This window comes from Planctomycetota bacterium (assembly GCA_021414025.1).
Taxonomy (GTDB): Bacteria; Planctomycetota; Phycisphaerae; order Phycisphaerales; family SM1A02; genus SYAC01.
This window is the reverse complement of record JAIOPG010000005.1, coordinates 77,686-93,196: the sequence shown is the minus strand read 5'-3', so window position 1 is coordinate 93,196 and position 15,511 is coordinate 77,686. Positions and strand designations below refer to the sequence as shown.

Sequence of the window (15,511 nt, the reverse complement as noted above, 5' to 3'; positions counted from 1 at the left end):
CAAAGCGATCAAATCACGGAGCAATCGTGACGATCGAGTTCGGCTCAGTCAGCAGCTCGTAGACCACCTCGACATCCTGCGGGTACATGCGGATGCACCCCATGCTCGCCTGCTGGCCGATCGACCCCGGGTCGATCGTGCCGTGGATGCCGTAGCCCTCGAAAGCCTTGTTGTGCGGCTCGATTCCCTTGAGGCCGATCCAGCGCTCGCCGATCGGGTTCTTGGGATCGTTGCTCTGGAAATGCTCGCCGGTGCGCGGATTGCGCCACTCCGGATCGATGAGCTTGCTGCGAGGCCGGATCGCAAACGCACCGGTCGGCGTGCTGTTGAACTCGCCCAGCGAAATCGGATAGCTCGCCACCATCACCCGCTTGGGGCCGTCGCCCTCGAAGATGTTCAGGCGGAACTCCGCTTTGCGCACCTCACCGTGGAAGGCGTCCTTGGGAGCCTTGAGCACCTGGCCGACGCGGATTGACCGCTCGGTGGCCAGATGGTTGATCCGCTGCAGGAAGCGCCACTCGCAGTCCAGGTTCAAAGCCTTGCGGATGTTGGAGAGCGAGTCGCCCTCCTTGACCGTGTATTGCTGCGCGTAGGGATCGTTGGCCAGCACGCGCTCGCTGAAGGTGAGCACTGCGTTGACCTTGTTGATGCCTTCGTATCCCTTGAGCCGATCCGCCGGCGAGATGGCCGAGCCTTCGAGCAGGCGCGTGAGCGCGTCGCGGGCGCGGACGGGATCGCTGTCGATCTGGGCCAGTGCCGCCTGCAGCGCGGAGTTCACCGCGGCCGTGTCGTCCGGTGCGTTCACCTCAGGCTGCGTGGTGGTGGCCGGCTCCGCGGAATTCTTCGTTTCCGCCGGCGCGGGATTCGCGGCGGGCTTCTCCTCGCCGATCACGGCGTTGGAGAGCGAGGGGGTGGTGCTCGTCGAGGACTTGTTCTCCAGCGGAACCTCCCCGGGCTTGGGCCCCTGGGAAATCAATGTCTTCGAAGTGTCGTCGTCATGGCGAACCTCCGACGCGGGAATCTCCGGCGACGATCCGAGGTAGCGCCAGCCCAGCCAGACGCCGACACCGACGATCGCCAGCAGCGCCAGGAACTTCCATCCACGGCCGCGGCCGCGCCGCCCGTCGCTTGACATCAACCGACGACTGTCCGAACGAATGCTTTGACTGGAGAGGACCATTTGGGAATCCTATATCGGCAGGCCGGGCTTGGTTTCCGCAACGCCCTCGGCGTCGCTGACCAGCCATTTCACGCGGCGATCGTGAGGCTCCACGGGCACGCGGTCGACGATCCGCCGAGCGTCGGCCACGCCCACGGTCGTGGTGCGCGCCGCGAGCTGCGCCAGGAAGCGGTCGTAGTGTCCGCCGCCGCGTCCAAGGCGAGCGCCGCTGCGGTCGAAGGCCACGCCCGGCACCAGCACCACATCGATCGCGCCGATCTCGATCGGCGTCCAGGCGCTCGGGCTGCGCACTCCCATGGCATCCACCTTGAAGTGTTCGTCGCTCATCGACGCCACCGCGCCGGGCTGGATCGACTCGCCATCGACGATCGGAAAAGCGATCTTTGCCCCGCGCGCGAATGCCTCCCGCAGTGCCGGCATGACATCGGGCTCGCTGCCCATGGCCATGAATCCCATAATCACCTTTGCGGTTTTCCACGAAGGCCATTCCAGGAGACGACGCGCGATCTGCGCCGAGATCTCCGGATTCGACGCGAGGCCCCTGAGCTGCTGGCGAAGTTTTGATTTGAGTTCGGGATTCACTTCAAGAGCCGCCCCATTTGGTCCGATGTTCCCCAAAGTTCAAGATCGCTTTGAACCCGTTTCGCCTGCTACTCTAGTAGTTCGATTCCCTGCTCGCCGAGCAGATTCCCGCCCCGTGGAGGTTCGTTTATGTGTGGCATTGTTGCTTATATCGGTCGCCGTCCCGCGCTTCCCATCCTTCTGGAGGGGCTGAAGCGGCTCGAGTACCGCGGGTATGACTCCGCCGGCATCGCCATCATGAACGGGAAAATGGAGATCGCCAAGAGCATTGGTCGCGTTCGCAAATTGGAGGAGCTGGTCGAGCGGACCGGCGGCTTCAAGGGCACGATCGGCATCGCCCACACCCGCTGGGCCACCCACGGCGGCGTGACCGACGTCAACGCCCATCCCCACAACGACGACAAGAAGCTCGGCCACGGCATTTCCATCATTCACAACGGCATCATTGAAAATTACTCCAGCATCAAGAAGTACCTGGAGGACAAGGGCCACACCTTCCAGAGCGAGACCGACACCGAGGTGCTCGCCCACTTGATCGGCGAGCTCTACAAGGGCGACCTGGAGAAGGCCGTGCAGGCGGCGCTGCGCGAGGTCACCGGCGCCTACGCCATCGCCGTCATCTGCAAGGAAGAGCCCGATGTCCTGGTCGTGGCCCGCAAGGGCAGCCCGCTGATGGTGGGCGTGGGCAAGGACGAGTACGTGGTGGCCAGCGACTCCAGCGCCATCGTGGCCCACACCACGCAGGCCTTCACGCTGGCCGACTACACCGTGGCCAAGCTCACCCGCGACAGTTTCCGCACCTCGACCGTCGACGATGTTCCGGTCAACGCCCAAGTGAAGGAGCTCGAGTTTGACCTGGCCGAGATCGAGCTGGGCAACTTCGAGCACTTCATGCTCAAGGAAATCTACGAGCAGCCGCGGGCGCTGCGCACCTGCCTGCAGGGCCGGGCTGACACGCGCGGCGGGCAGATCGTGCTCGGCGGCGTGATGCAGAACGCCAAGATGCTGGCCACGGCGCGGCGATTCATCTTCGTCGGCCAGGGCACGGCGCTGCACGCCTGCATGATCGCCTCCTACCTGATGGAGGAGCTGGGCAAGGTGAACTCGGACTGGGACTACGCCAGCGAGTTCCGCTACCGCAATCCGATCGTCGAAGAGGGCACTGTGGTCGTGGCGATCAGCCAGTCGGGCGAGACCGCCGACACGCTCGCCGCGCTCCAGGAAGCCAAGCAGCGCGGAGCGTTCTCGCTCGGCGTGGTCAATGTCGTCGGCTCGACCATCAGCCGCGAGACCGACGCCGGCGTCTACCTGCGCGTCGGCCCCGAGATCGGCGTGGCCAGCACCAAGGCCTTCGTCGGCCAGGTGATGGTGGCCTCCATGCTGGCGCTCTTCGTGGGCCGCCGCCGTTACCTCGCCAACGATTTCGTCTCGAATTTCCTGAAGTCGCTTGAGCAGATCCCCGACGCGATCGAGCGCACCCTGCTGGTGAGCGACAAGGTCAAGGACTCCGTCTCCAAGTACATCGACCGCGAGAACTGGCTCTTCCTGGGTCGCGGCCTCAACTGGCCCGTCGCCCTCGAGGGCGCGCTGAAGCTGAAGGAACTCTCCTACATCCATGCCGAGGGCATGCCCGCCGCGGAGATGAAGCACGGGCCCATCGCGCTGATCGACAACGGCATGCCCTGCGTCTTCATCGCCACCAAGAACAGCCAGTACGAGAAGGTCCTCTCCAACATCCAGGAAGTCCGCAGCCGCGGCGGCCATGTGATCGCAATCGCCACCGAGGGCGACGACCACATCCGCACCATGGCCGAGGAAGTCTTCTACGTGCCCAACGTGCCGGAGCTGCTGCAGCCGCTGGTGACCGTGATTCCGCTGCAGATGCTGGCCTACCACGCCGCGGTGCTGCGCGGCAAGGATGTGGACAAGCCGCGCAATCTCGCCAAGAGCGTCACCGTCGAGTGACTCGACTCATTTCGATCCGACGGTGAAGCCGCGGCGAGAGTTGTTGCTTTGTCGCGCGACGATCGCTTAGGGAACATCCCCGAAGTTCAGCAGGATCAGGCCGATGTCGCCGCCGTCCACCTCGCCGGAACCGTCGAGATCCGCCGGGCATCCCGGGCAGGGTCCGAAGTCCAGCAGGCAGAGGCCGATGTCGCCACCGTCCACTTCGCCGCTCAAGTCCAGATCGCCGTAGGCGTACTGGCACCAGTCGGGAACGCCGTTGCTGTCCATGTCGTCCACCTCGCCCATGGCGATGGCGCAGACGTCGCCGAAGCCGTCGCCGTCGCAGTCGGTCTGATCGGCGTTGGCCGTCAGCGGGCAGTTGTCCAGGTAGCCGATCACACCATCGCCATCCTCGTCGTTCTGGTTGAACATGCCGATGGTGAATTCAAAGCCGGCTGAAATGGACTCGGCGCGGTAGCCCGCGGGCGAATTGCACTGGCCCGAGGAGTTGTAGCCCCAGGAGCGGATCAGGCCATTGGTCTGCCGCACCACGGTGTGCTTGCCGCCGCCCGAGATTTCCGCGACTTCCGTCAAATCACTTGGGACGATGGATTGACCGTAGTTGTTGCTCGAGCCGGTGTTGGTGGTGCCCGCGCCCCAGCACACGATCGAGCCATCGTCCTTCAAGGCGATGCTGTGATAGGCGCCCGCGGCGATCTTCACGACATGGTCAAGTCCGACCGGCACCGTGGTCTGGCCGTTGAAGTTGTAGCCCCAGGCCCGCACGGTTCCATCCGTGAGCAGCGCGAGGGTGTGGAAATATCCCGCGGCGACCTGCGCCACCGGGGGCAGACCCACTGGAATGGTGCACTGGCCCTGCAGGTTGCTGCCCCAGCAGACCATGGTTCCATCGGACTTGCGGGCCAGGGTGTGGAAACCGCCCGCGGCGATCTGCGTCACGCCGGTCAACCCCGCGGGCACGATGGACTGGCCGTAGTTCGGGCTGCTTCCGGAGGTGGTTCCTGCGCCCCAGCACTGCACGGTGCCGTCGGCGAGCAGGGCCGCGCTGTGGCGGTAGCCCGCGGCGACCTGCAGAGCGCCGGCGATGCCCGGCTGCGCGGCGGTCTGTCCGTTGGCGTTGTTGCCCCAGCACTGCACGGAGCCGTTCTTCTTCAGGACGATGCTGTGGTTGTAGCCGGCGGCGATCTGCTTGCCGACCAGACCCACGGGAACCGTTCGCTCGCTGAAGGTGTTGATGCCCCAGCCCATCAGGTTGTCGATGTCGTTGGAGCAGATTGCGGCGCCGATCGCGATGTCGCTCATCATGCCCGTCGCGGATCCGGTCGGCGACGTGGTGTAGTTGGCGCGAACGTAGTACTCATAGTTCTTGCCGCAGACCATCGAGGCGTCCACCTTGGTGGTGCCGACCACCGTGCCGATCGCCACGGGAAGGTTCAAGTCCTTCGGCGAGGTGGTGTCGGGCAGGCGGCGGAAGACGGTGTAGCTGATCGCGCTGGGATCGGAAGTCCAGGAGAGGCTCACCTGGTCGGTCTGGTTCTGCGTGGCGCTGATCGTCATGGATCCGCAGCCGCCGACGCAGGGCCTTCCCGCGACGTAGGAGATCATGCTTCCGGTCTGGCCGAAGTGGAAGATCAGATTGATGTTGGTCATGCCGCTGGGGCACAAGTGGCAGTAGCTCATGATGGTGCCGCCGATCGGCGGATAGTTGCCGTCGGGAGCTACGCAGGAGCCCAGGCCCGAGCCGGTGTAGCAATTGTCCAGGCCCTGATCATGGGTGTGCGGAGCGCTGAAGTTGTGGCCCATCTCGTGGCAGAAAACCATGATGTCCCAGTTCTGCGAATTGCGCAGGCTGAGCGGGTAGGGGAAGGCGCCGTCCAAATTGCCGCACATGGAGTAGTCGAATGAGGTCGAGCAAATCTGGCCCACCCATGCAACGCCGCCGCCGGTGTTCTGCGAGGTGAGATAGGAGACCAGGTTGCGGCTGTAGCCGGTGTAGGGGCTGGATTGCCACTTGCTTCGGACGGCATTGAGAGCGCTGCTGCCGTCGTTGGTGTAGGTGCCGAAACCGTCCGCCGCGTCGGAGGTGTAGATGAACCAGCCCGCAAGGCGCAGGTCGACCTTGAGATCCTTGTAATAGATGATGTTGGCCGCGCCGGCCATCTGCAGGATGTAGTTGGTCAGTGCAGTCGAGTTCGATCCCAGCTTGCCGTACAGCTGGAAGTCGGTCTCGACATAGACTGTCACCACCTTGCAGCCGGCGATGGCGTTCATGATCGAGCCCTCCTGGGTGTCGTCGATGTCGCCGTCCTGGGGGATCACGTTGGTGTCAGTGCCGCAGGAGAAGGGCTTCCAGTTGATGATGTTGGGAGGAAGCTCCGTCATGCTGGTGATGACGATGGGACCGCGGTGGTCGACTTCGCCGTCGCTCATGATCCAAGTCGCGCCGTCGGAGCCGACCAGGATGCCCGCGTTGGCGGTGCTGGAGAAGCTCAGGAAGGCCTTGGAGCCCTCGTCGCCGATGATGCCTCCGCGGAACTGCACGACATCGCCCAGGTTGAAGACCGATTGCGTGACGATCTGGTTCTTGGAGTTGACGGAGGAGACCTCGGCGTGCGCGCCGGCCAGTTCCACATGGAAGCGCTCGAGTTCAAGGTCGACGGTCTGTCCGTTGCCGATGGGGAAGCCAAGCAGCGTGAAGGGGCCCGACTCCGGAAGTTGTGCCAGCAGCGCGGGGTCCAGGGCAACTTCGGTGACGCCGGGGATCGGATGGTTCTGACCCAGTCCGCCGCCCCCATGAGCGGCCGCCGGTTGCAGCGGCGAGGCGAAGTCCGAGGCGAAGGCGCCGGGAACCGCGAACCCGATGGCGACGATGGCAAGGCGAAGGAGAGTGATCAAACGGACAGGCTTGGTCTTCATGAGGATCTTTCGATATGGGTCAAAATGTGGGTCACCGAACCGCTCGCCTCATTGTGGATGACAAACGCCATCAAGGCAAAGGGCAATCCGGAAAAAAAGGCCAGATTGTCCCTTTCCAAAGGGGTTTTTTCACCATTCCACGCGCGTATTTTCCAGCCCCGCCCGGAGGCGATTTATGCGGACTTCGCGACCTGTGCGGCGGCCTTCCCCGCGAAGGTGAAGCTTTGCCCGTTGAAATCCACCTGCACGGTGTCGCCATCCTGGAAAGCTCCCTGCAGGATCTTTCCGGCGATCGCATTTTCAAGCCGCTGCTGGATGACCCGCTTCAGCGGCCGGGCTCCGAACGAAGGGTCATAGCCCTCGCTGGCCAGCGCCTCGATCGCCTTGGGCGAGATGGCCAGGTCCAGTCCGCGCGACTTCAGCCGTTTCTGCAGCAACTTCACCTGGATCTCGACCACGCCGGCGAGCTGCTTCTTGGTGAGCTGGTGGAAGACGATGGTCTCGTCGATCCGGTTGAGCAGTTCGGGGCGCAGGTGCTTCTTCAGTTCGCCGCGGACATGCGCGTCGATGATGGAGTCGGGCTGGCCCTGCTCGGCCATTTCCAGGATGGCCTGGGCGCCGATGTTGCTGGTCATGACGATGATCGTGTTGGTGAAGTCGACGGTGCGTCCCTGGCCGTCGGTGAGGCGGCCATCGTCGAGCACCTGCAGCAGCACGTTGCTGACGTCGGGATGAGCCTTCTCCATCTCGTCGAAGAGGATGACCGCGTAGGGGCGGCGGCGCACGGCCTCGGTGAGGCGACCGCCCTCCTCGTATCCCACATAGCCGGGAGGCGCGCCGATGAGCCGCGCCACCGAGTGCGACTCCATGAACTCGCTCATGTCAATGCGCACCATGGCGTCCTCGGTGTCGAAGAGGAACTCCGCCAAGGCTTTGCACAATTCAGTTTTGCCGACGCCCGTCGGCCCCAGGAAGAGGAAGCTGCCGATGGGTCGGTGCGCCTCGCCCAGGCCGGCGCGGCTGCGGCGCACGGCGTCGGCGACGGATTTCACGGCGTCGCCCTGGCCGACCACGCGCTTCTGCAGCTGCTCCTCCATGCGAATCAGCTTCTCGCGCTCGCTCTCGATCAGGCGGCTCACGGGAATGCCGGTCCACTTGGCGACGATCTGGGCGACCTGCTCGGAGTCCACTTCCTCGTGCACCAGCGCGGCGCCGGTGGCGATCCGCGCGTGCAGTGCGTCGGATGCCTTCTTCAGGCGCACCTCCAGCTCGCGCATCTCGCCGTACTGGATCCGCGCCGCCTTCTCCAGCTGGCCGGCGCGCTGCGCCTGCTCCAGCTCGGTGTTCTTGCGGTCCATCTCCGACTTGCAGGCCTTGATGGCGTCCAGGTCCTTCTTCTCCAGCTCCCACTGCGCGGTGAGCTTGCGGTTCTGGTCCTGCAGTCCGGCGAGCTCCGCTTCGATGGCGTCCCGGCGCTTGCGGCTGTCGGCGTCCTTCTCGATCTTGAGCGATTCGCGCTCGATCTGCAGGCGCATGATCTCGCGCCGGATCACGTCCAGCACCGCGGGCATGGAGTCGTTCTCGATGCGCAGGCGGCTGGCGGATTCGTCGATCAGATCGATGGCCTTGTCGGGCAGGAAGCGGTCGGCGATGTAGCGGTGGCTCAGCGTGGCGGCGGACACGATCGCGCCATCCTGGATGCGCACGCCGTGGTGCGCCTCGTAGCGGTCCTTCAGGCCGCGCAGAATGGTGATGGTGTCCTCCACGCTCGGCTCGCCCACGAAGACCGGCTGGAAGCGCCGCGCGAAGGCCGCGTCTTTTTCAATGTGCTTGCGATATTCCGCCAGCGTGGTGGCGCCGATGCAGCGCAGCTCGCCGCGCGAGAGCGCGGGCTTGAGCAGATTGCCGGCGCTGGGAGATCCCTCGGTCTGGCCCGCGCCGACAATCGTGTGCAGTTCGTCGATGAAGAGAATGATCGAGCCCTCGGCGGCGGCGACTTCGCGCAACACGGCCTTGAGGCGCTCCTCGAACTCGCCGCGGAATTTGGCTCCCGCCAGCAGTGAGCCAATGTCCAGCGAAAGAATGCGGGCATCCTTCATGCTCTCCGGGCAGTCGCCGTTGACGATGCGCAGAGCCAGCCCCTCGGCGATGGCGGTCTTGCCCACGCCCGGCTCGCCGATGAGCACGGGATTGTTCTTGGTGCGCCGGCTGAGCACCTGCATGCAGCGGCGGATCTCCTCGTCGCGGCCGATGACCGGATCAAGCTTTCCGGTTTGCGCGCGCTCCGTCAGGTCGATGGCGTATTTCTTCAGGGCCTCCATGCCGCTCTCGGCGTTGGGGTCGTTGGCGCCGCTGCTGCCGCTGCTCTTGCGGATCGCCTCGATGGACTGCAGGATCCGCGCCCGGGTCACGCCCACCGTGCTCAGCACCTCCTTGGCGGCGGTCTTGGTCTCGGCCAGCGCCAGCAGCAGATGCTCGGTGCTGACGTAGGCGTCCTTCATGCGCTGCGACTCGCGCTCGGCGTCGGTCAGAACCTGCATCAGCGCGCTGCCCGGTGCGGCGTTGGCGCCCTGCACCTTGGGAAGCCTTCGAAGCTCGGCCTCGGTGACATCGCGCACCCGGCTGGAGTCCACGCCCGCCCGCTGCAGAATGCTGCCGGCGATGCCGTTCTTCTCCTCCAGAACCGCGAGAAGCAGATGCAGGGGGCTCAACTCTCCGTGGCCGGCGAGATTCGCCTGGCTCTGGGCATTCTGCAGGGCCTCCTGGGCCATCGTGGTCAGCTTGTCGGTTCGCATGGTTTCGTCTTCCTTTCAGGTGATCCCGACATGAAGCAATCGGCATGCCAGCCGTGCGGGTTAAATTAAGGTCATCAGGCGGGAAATCTGGGCGGAATGCCGGGTTGAGAAGTTCGCCGAGCCATGAGGTCGCGCCGCCTGCCAAAAGTGCCGGTGCATCACTGCGAGTAGCGGACGGGAAAATCCGGCGGCATCACTTCGGGGCGATCGTTGAGCCAGGCCACCAGCCATCGAAAGGCGTCCACCAGCCGCGGCCCGGGCCGGTTGAACATCTGATTGCCGTCCACCACCGCGATCGCGCCGGGCTTGCGATCCATCACCGCGGGCAGCATCGGCCACCAACGGGTCTTTCGCAGCACATCGAGTTCCTGCCAGGCCCTTTCCAGCGGGAATCCGCAGGGGCAGACCACCACGCGTTCCGGCGCGGCGGCGATGATTTCCTCGGCGCTCACCACGCGGCTCTTCTTGCCCGCCGATTGCAGCGAGTGGCGACCGCCCGCGGCCTGGATCAGCTCCGGCGTCCAATGCCCGCCGCAGAAAGGCGGATCGCACCACTCCAAAAAGAGCGTTTCCGGCCCGGGAATGTAAGGGTTCACATAGTCGACCGCGCTCCAGTACTCGCCGCGCAACTCCACCATGGCGCGCTCGGCGGAGGCCTCCAGGTGCGCCGCCTCGCCGATCCGCAGCGCGTCGTCGAAGACCTGCCAGATGCTGGCGGGATTCAGGCTCAGCACGCGCGGCCGCGGCGACATGTCGCCGGCGATCCGCTCAACGGTGCGCAGATCGATCGAGCAGACATCGCACAGGTCCTGGGTCAGGATCAGGTCGGGCTTGAGCGATCGAAGCATCGGCTCGTCAAGTTCATAAAGGCTGGCGCCGCCGCTGCCCGTGGCCAGCGCCGCCCGCACCTGCGAGTCGATCTCGGCGCTGCTGATCGCATGGGTGATCTGCCGGGTCAACACCGGGCGATCCTGGATCTGGGCGGGAAAGTCGCACTCGTGGCTGCGCCCTACGAGCGAGCCGGCGCCGCCGATCCGGCAGAGCAGTTCGGTGGCGGAGGGGAGCAGGCTGACGATGCGCATCGCTGCATGCTAAGAATGAACGCGCGAAGCGCGTGGGAAACAAAAATGCCCCGGTCGACGGGGCATTCTTCGCTTGGTATCTCAACCAGAAATTGGGGATCCTAGATTCGAACTAGGACTAACTGAGTCAGAGTCAGTCGTGCTACCGTTACACCAATCCCCAAGCGGGCGGGCATTCTAGCAGGAGTTTCGCGGCGATTTTCCGCATCATCATCGCAAGATCAGGACTTGGTTTCCGCGGCCTCAATGGGCCGGGAGGACCCCAGAAGTTGCGAGGCCAGAATGCCGGCCAGCATCAGCGCGCAGCCCAGATATTGCCGCTGCGACAGGCGCTCCGAAAGCAGCCATGCTCCGGTCAGGGCCGCGAAGGGGCTCTCCATGCTCAGGATGATCGCCGCGTGGGTTGGCGGAGCGGTCCGCTGTCCGATCACCTGCAGCGTGAAGGCGATGGCGACGGCCAGCGCCCCCAGGTACATCAGCGACATCCACACCGCCGAGATGTTCGACCATTCGGGCAGCGGGTTGCGCATCATGAACACCGCGGCCACGCCTCCCGTGACCAGGAATTGCACCGCCGCCAGCTCGATCGGATCGCAGCGCGGCGCATAGCGGCCGATGACCAGCACGTGAACCGCCCAGAGCACCGCGCAGGCCAGGACCAGCGCGTCGCCCTGGCTCATGTGGAACTCCGCGGTGACGCTCAGAAGGTAGAGGCCGACGGCGGCGAGCGAGACGCCGAGCCATGCCGACCAGCCGACGCGCCGCCCGAAGATCAATCCGATGAGCGGCACGAAGAGCACATAGAGCCCGGTGATGAAGCCGGCGTTGCTGGCGGTCGTGGTTTCCAATCCCCGTTGCTGCAGGTAGGCGGCGACCACCATTGCCAGCCCGGCGAAAATCCCGCCGCTCCACAGCAGTCTTGCCGGCGAGGCGATGCTGGTGCGGCGTTTTCTTCGCGCCACGATGATGGGCAGCAAAATGGCGGCGCCCATCAGGAAGCGGATCGCCAGGATGGAAAGCGCGTCCAGGCTTTTCGAGGCGTTCTGCTGAGCCACGAACGCCGCTCCCCAGATCGCCGAGGCCAGCAGCAGCAGCAGGTCGGCCCGGATGGTCTCTCGTCGGGACGTCACGGTTGATGGTTCGGGCAAGCCACCTTGGCCGTGGTCTTCAGCAGGGTCCCAAAGCCCAGGTTCACATCGGCCTCCACATTCAGGTGCAGGTCGCCGGCGCAGTGGAAACCCGAGGGAATGGGCACGAGGAAGCGGTAGCACTTCATCACGGAATCCCAGTACTTGTAGTTCTGGACCAGGTCGGAAAGGTCGGCCTGGAAGCTGCTGACCGCCTTTGACTGGGGATCCTGCACCTCCAGATAGAAGACACCCGGTGTGCGCGTCGCCTGCCCATCCTGGTCGAGGCATTCGACGTAGATCTCGATGTTGGTGATCTCCGGCTGGCTCGAAGTCCAGTTCGGCTCGGGGAAGTAGCTGAGGGGATGAATGGCGATCGAGTAGGGCCGGAATGGCCACGCGTCCACGGGAAGCGGCTTTGCGGGTTCGTTGATCCGCAGGGAATTCGGGAAGGTGTGCACCGGCGTGCAGGCCAGGATCAGGCAGCACAGGGCGGAACCCAACGCGGACAGCGCTCTCATGCGTTCAGGATAACGCCCGGATCGAAGGCATGAGAACGGTAGACTGGAGGCTATGAAATCTTCGCAACGGATTCGGCTGGGCGCACTGTTGATGACTTCCGCGCTGGTGTGGGGATGCGCTTCCACGAACGCTTCCAAGAACACGACCGCCACTCCCGCCGACGCCAAGACTGGCCAGACTCCGACTCCCGCGAGCGGCACCACTCCGGCGGCGAATCCCTCCGCGCCCGGCGCCGCCTCGAACGAGGGACCGCGGCCGGCGTTCCTCACGCCGCGCACCGACGGCACCTACGTCGACAAGAAGGGAAACGTCCTGGTGCCGCCCAAGGTCATGATGGGCGTCACGATGGAGCAGCCCGGAGCCGCACTGTGCAAGCATCTGAACCTCAATCCGGCCCGCACCACGCTGCTGGTGGACATCATTCCCGGCCTGCCCGCGGACAAGGCCGGGCTGGTGGATCATGACATTGTGATCGCCGTCGACGGCTCGGGCGACGCCAGCGCCAACGACATCCGCAACAAGCTGAAGAAAATGAAGCCCGGCGACAAGATGACATGGACCGTGCAGCGGGGCAACGCCAAGGAGACCGTCACGCTCACCGCCGTTCCCTGGGTCGCCGAGCACATGGTCCGTCCGCTGCATGCGGGATCCTTCAACACTCCCGGCCTCTCGACGGACGCGGATCGGGACGAGGTTCCGCGCGAGCTCATGCCGGTCATCGACCGCCTGAACCACATTGAGCAGCAATTGAAGGAGATCCAGGCGGAAATGAAGAAGTCCCAGTCGATCGGGCCGCGCTGAGATGACCGCGAAGCGCTGAGGCGGTCGTCGGACCTACGCGGCGACCAGTTCGATCACGCTGTACTGGTCCAGATTCAGCGTGACCAGCTCGCCGTCATCCTTGCGAAGCTCAAGCCGGTCCAGCCACACCTTGTCATCGCGCGCGTGGGCGAACCATGAGCCGGTCTTGGCCTGCTGGTAGCGAACGACGACTCCCTCGATCACGGTGGTCCAGACATCGTGGGTCTGCGCGTACTGCTGGGTGACACGGACCCGGGTACCGGCGGACATGGCGGGGGCTTCGAGTGACATAGGGGCGCCAGTGTAGCGGACTCAACCTGGAGGAGGCTGTTTCGGATCCGGGCCGACGGTGGCGCGGCTCATGGTGGCGCGCCAGGCCGAGGACATTCTTCGCTTGATGACATCATTCACGCGATCGAGGGTCCACGCGTCCAGCGCCTGGGTCAGCTCGTCCAGTGTCCGCGCCCGACCAATCTTGTAGAGGTCCCCGGTGATGGTGCTGCTGCGGGCCAGGGCACTTTCGCCCTGCATGACCATGCGGCTCTTGAAGCCGATCTTGGCGCGGTCGAACTCGGTCTGATTCACTCCCAACTCGAAGCGCTCCAGCTCGTCCAAGATGCACTTGACCGTGGTGGCGGCGCGCTGGGGGGTGCTGCCCGCGTAGATCTGCAGCACGCCGCGGTCGCGGCCATTGGCCACGCTGGCCCCCACGCTGTAGCAGAGGCCGCGCTTTTCACGCACTTCGGTGAAGAGGCGGCTGCTGGCCTCGCCGCCAAGGGTCACCGCGGCGATCCGGAAGCCGAAGGAGTCGGGATCGCCTTCGGTCGGGGCGTCGAAGGCAAAGGCCATGTGGGTCTGCGAGCTTTCCAGCGGATAATGCTCGACGCCGCCGACGCGCGCTCCCAGCGGTTTGGCCTCCACATTGGTCCCGCCCCACGCTTCGAAGAGTTCGCGGGCCCGGGCCAGCGCCGCCTCGGGCGAGACCGCGCCGGCGATCGAAAGAATGGAGCCCTGCGCCACGGCCCGCCGCTTCCAGACCGACCTCAGTCCCGCGGTGGTCAGGGATTTCAGTCCCGCCTCGTCGCCGTAGCCCGATCGGTTGAAGGGGGGCGGCAGATGCAGCCGCGCCAGCCGGAGCATGACCAGATGCTGCGGATCGTCGGGCAACGCATGCAGCGATTGCAGCGCGAGCTGGCGAACGGGTTCGAGATGCTCCTCGTCGATGCGCGGGCGCAGCGCCATGTCCGCGACCAGCCCCAGCGACGCGTCCAGGCGCGACGCCAGCATGGTGGCCGAAATCAGCACGTGGTTGGCATTGACCGTGGTGTTGCGCTCGCAGCCGAGGGCGTCCATCGCCTCGCTGAAGGCGCGGCTGTCGCGCGAGCCCGAGCCGCGCACGATCAGCTCGGAAAGCAGCGTGCTTTCCCCTTCTCCGGCCGCGCCATCGGGATCGCCGGCCGTGCCCGCGGGGATCGCGAAGGAGAGCGATGCGGTGGCCATCCCGGAGATGGGCTCGATCGCCACCGTGAGGCCATTGGGGAATTTTTCAACCGTGATGCTCATGCCTTGCTCGAACGCAAGAGTAGATCGGAAAGCCATTGGTCGACACCATGCATGCCGGGAGGCTGGTATCGCAGCCAATCGGCAATGCGAATGGCGCCCAGGGCGAAAAGGTCGCGGCGGATCGCGCGGTGCTCCAGGACCAGGAGCTCGTCCTCCATCGCGAAGGTCACGCGATGCTCGCCGACCACCTCGCCCTCGCGCAGACTCTCGATGGCATCCGCGCCAAGGTTGCCGCCCGCCTTGCCCAGCGCCTTCGTCAGCGCCTCGGCCAGCGCCAGCGCCGTGCCCGATGGCGCATCCTTCTTGTGGACGTGGTGTGTCTCGCGAATCGAAATCACCGCCTCGGTGCCCAGGAGGGTGGCGGCGAGAGCCGCCAATCGCGTCAAAATCGCGATTCCGAGCGAAGAATTTGAAATTTTTATCGCGGGGATCTTTTGCGAGGCTTTTTCGATTGCCAAAACTGTTTTTGGAGTCAATCCCGTCGTGCCCACGAGCAGCGCGGCGCCCATCTCTGCGGCAATGTCAACGGCGCGCATCGCGCCCTCGACGGATGAAAAATCCACCACAACATCGGCGTTTTTAGGCGTTTGCGGCGCGAGGTCCACCGCGCTGACGATCGTGACCGTCGCCGTTTTCGACGCCGCAAGCTGGATCGATCTCCCCATTCGTCCGTCGGCGCCGACCAGCACGAGACGGAGAGGTTTGGATGGTTGGAAGGGCGTCAAATTGGAACGATTTTGGAAATGTTTGCAAAAGATGTGTAAAGGTACTTCACATTTTATGTCGATAAAGGTACAAGTATGCGTGGAGTCGCTACTGTTACGCAGCGACTCCTCACTCCGACAACCTAGCGTAACGCATGGGAGCCATACAATGGCTAAGAAGAAGAAGGCTGCTAAGAAGAAGGCTGCTAAGAAGTCCTCCAAGCGTCGTAAGTGACGCCGGACTGAAGTACCTTACTGAACAGTTCCAAAG

The 15,511-nt window shown here is 64.6% G+C and carries 12 protein-coding genes and 1 tRNA gene; 2 read left to right on the top strand and 11 right to left on the bottom strand.

Annotated elements, in window-relative coordinates; translation table 11 throughout:
• Positions 1 to 13 precede the first annotated feature (13 nt).
• Both K8R92_06610 and K8R92_06605 read right to left on the bottom strand, forming a co-directional pair.
• Entirely contained in the window at positions 14 to 1,135 is a 1,122-nt protein-coding gene (locus tag K8R92_06610) for a L,D-transpeptidase family protein (protein MCE9619562.1), read from the bottom strand.
• A 54-nt stretch (positions 1,136 to 1,189) separates the two neighbouring features.
• Positions 1,190 to 1,762 carry a 5-formyltetrahydrofolate cyclo-ligase gene (locus K8R92_06605; protein ID MCE9619561.1) on the bottom strand — a complete coding sequence of 191 codons (573 nt, stop codon included), beginning with the start codon at positions 1,760 to 1,762 and terminating at the stop codon, positions 1,190 to 1,192.
• A 129-nt stretch (positions 1,763 to 1,891) separates the two neighbouring features.
• Between K8R92_06605 and glmS the strand changes: the two genes are divergently transcribed.
• Complete coding sequence (glmS, locus tag K8R92_06600) at positions 1,892 to 3,727, top strand: glutamine--fructose-6-phosphate transaminase (isomerizing) (GenBank protein MCE9619560.1); 1,836 nt, start codon at positions 1,892 to 1,894, stop codon at positions 3,725 to 3,727.
• Between the two features lie 66 nt (positions 3,728 to 3,793).
• On the opposite strand, the gene K8R92_06595 is transcribed toward glmS, so the two are convergent.
• From K8R92_06595 to K8R92_06570, 6 genes are all read right to left on the bottom strand, one after another.
• Entirely contained in the window at positions 3,794 to 6,646 is a 2,853-nt protein-coding gene (locus tag K8R92_06595; protein MCE9619559.1) for a hypothetical protein, read from the bottom strand.
• Positions 6,647 to 6,819: 173 nt separating this feature from the next.
• Positions 6,820 to 9,441, bottom strand: a complete 2,622-nt coding sequence (gene clpB / locus K8R92_06590) for an ATP-dependent chaperone ClpB (protein MCE9619558.1) — start codon at positions 9,439 to 9,441, stop codon at positions 6,820 to 6,822.
• 158 nt (positions 9,442 to 9,599) lie between these two features.
• Complete coding sequence (locus K8R92_06585; protein ID MCE9619557.1) at positions 9,600 to 10,523, bottom strand: cobalamin-binding protein; 924 nt, start codon at positions 10,521 to 10,523, stop codon at positions 9,600 to 9,602.
• Between the two features lie 92 nt (positions 10,524 to 10,615).
• Positions 10,616 to 10,686: transfer RNA gene (locus K8R92_06580), tRNA-Gln, on the bottom strand.
• 58 nt (positions 10,687 to 10,744) lie between these two features.
• On the bottom strand, positions 10,745 to 11,653 hold the full coding sequence (locus K8R92_06575; GenBank protein ID MCE9619556.1) for a DMT family transporter: 909 nt from the start codon (positions 11,651 to 11,653) through the stop codon (positions 10,745 to 10,747).
• The gene (locus K8R92_06570) at positions 11,650 to 12,171 is read right to left on the bottom strand and encodes a hypothetical protein (protein ID MCE9619555.1); all 522 of its coding nucleotides are present in this window, start codon (positions 12,169 to 12,171) and stop codon (positions 11,650 to 11,652) included. Before K8R92_06570 ends, K8R92_06575 begins: the two co-directional genes overlap by 4 nt.
• A gap of 52 nt (positions 12,172 to 12,223) precedes the next feature.
• On the opposite strand from K8R92_06570, the gene K8R92_06565 reads away from it, so the two are divergent.
• Entirely contained in the window at positions 12,224 to 12,973 is a 750-nt protein-coding gene (locus tag K8R92_06565; GenBank protein MCE9619554.1) for a PDZ domain-containing protein, read from the top strand.
• Positions 12,974 to 13,006: 33 nt separating this feature from the next.
• Here K8R92_06565 and K8R92_06560 read toward each other — a convergent pair whose 3' ends face one another.
• The 3 genes from K8R92_06560 to dapB are packed head-to-tail and all read right to left on the bottom strand — an operon-like array spanning position 13,007 to position 15,462.
• Positions 13,007 to 13,264, bottom strand: coding sequence for a hypothetical protein (locus K8R92_06560; GenBank protein ID MCE9619553.1), 258 nt, complete (start codon positions 13,262 to 13,264; stop codon positions 13,007 to 13,009).
• Positions 13,265 to 13,285: 21 nt separating this feature from the next.
• Positions 13,286 to 14,536 (bottom strand): insulinase family protein, encoded by a 1,251-nt coding sequence (locus tag K8R92_06555; GenBank protein ID MCE9619552.1) that lies wholly within the window; start codon positions 14,534 to 14,536, stop codon positions 13,286 to 13,288.
• Entirely contained in the window at positions 14,533 to 15,462 is a 930-nt protein-coding gene (gene dapB / locus K8R92_06550; protein MCE9619551.1) for a 4-hydroxy-tetrahydrodipicolinate reductase, read from the bottom strand. The genes K8R92_06555 and dapB overlap by 4 nt, the downstream gene beginning before the upstream one ends.
• Positions 15,463 to 15,511: the final 49 nt, after the last annotated feature.

Coding starts and splice junctions, on each gene's coding strand:
- K8R92_06610 (MCE9619562.1), bottom strand. CDS start 1,135: ATGTCAAGCGACGGGCGGCGCGGCCGCGGCCGTGGATGGAAGTTCCTG.
- glmS (MCE9619560.1), top strand. CDS start 1,892: ATGTGTGGCATTGTTGCTTATATCGGTCGCCGTCCCGCGCTTCCCATC.
- K8R92_06595 (MCE9619559.1), bottom strand. CDS start 6,646: ATGAAGACCAAGCCTGTCCGTTTGATCACTCTCCTTCGCCTTGCCATC.
- clpB (MCE9619558.1), bottom strand. CDS start 9,441: ATGCGAACCGACAAGCTGACCACGATGGCCCAGGAGGCCCTGCAGAAT.
- K8R92_06585 (MCE9619557.1), bottom strand. CDS start 10,523: ATGCGCATCGTCAGCCTGCTCCCCTCCGCCACCGAACTGCTCTGCCGG.
- K8R92_06570 (MCE9619555.1), bottom strand. CDS start 12,171: ATGAGAGCGCTGTCCGCGTTGGGTTCCGCCCTGTGCTGCCTGATCCTG.
- K8R92_06565 (MCE9619554.1), top strand. CDS start 12,224: ATGAAATCTTCGCAACGGATTCGGCTGGGCGCACTGTTGATGACTTCC.
- K8R92_06560 (MCE9619553.1), bottom strand. CDS start 13,264: ATGTCACTCGAAGCCCCCGCCATGTCCGCCGGTACCCGGGTCCGTGTC.
- K8R92_06555 (MCE9619552.1), bottom strand. CDS start 14,536: ATGAGCATCACGGTTGAAAAATTCCCCAATGGCCTCACGGTGGCGATC.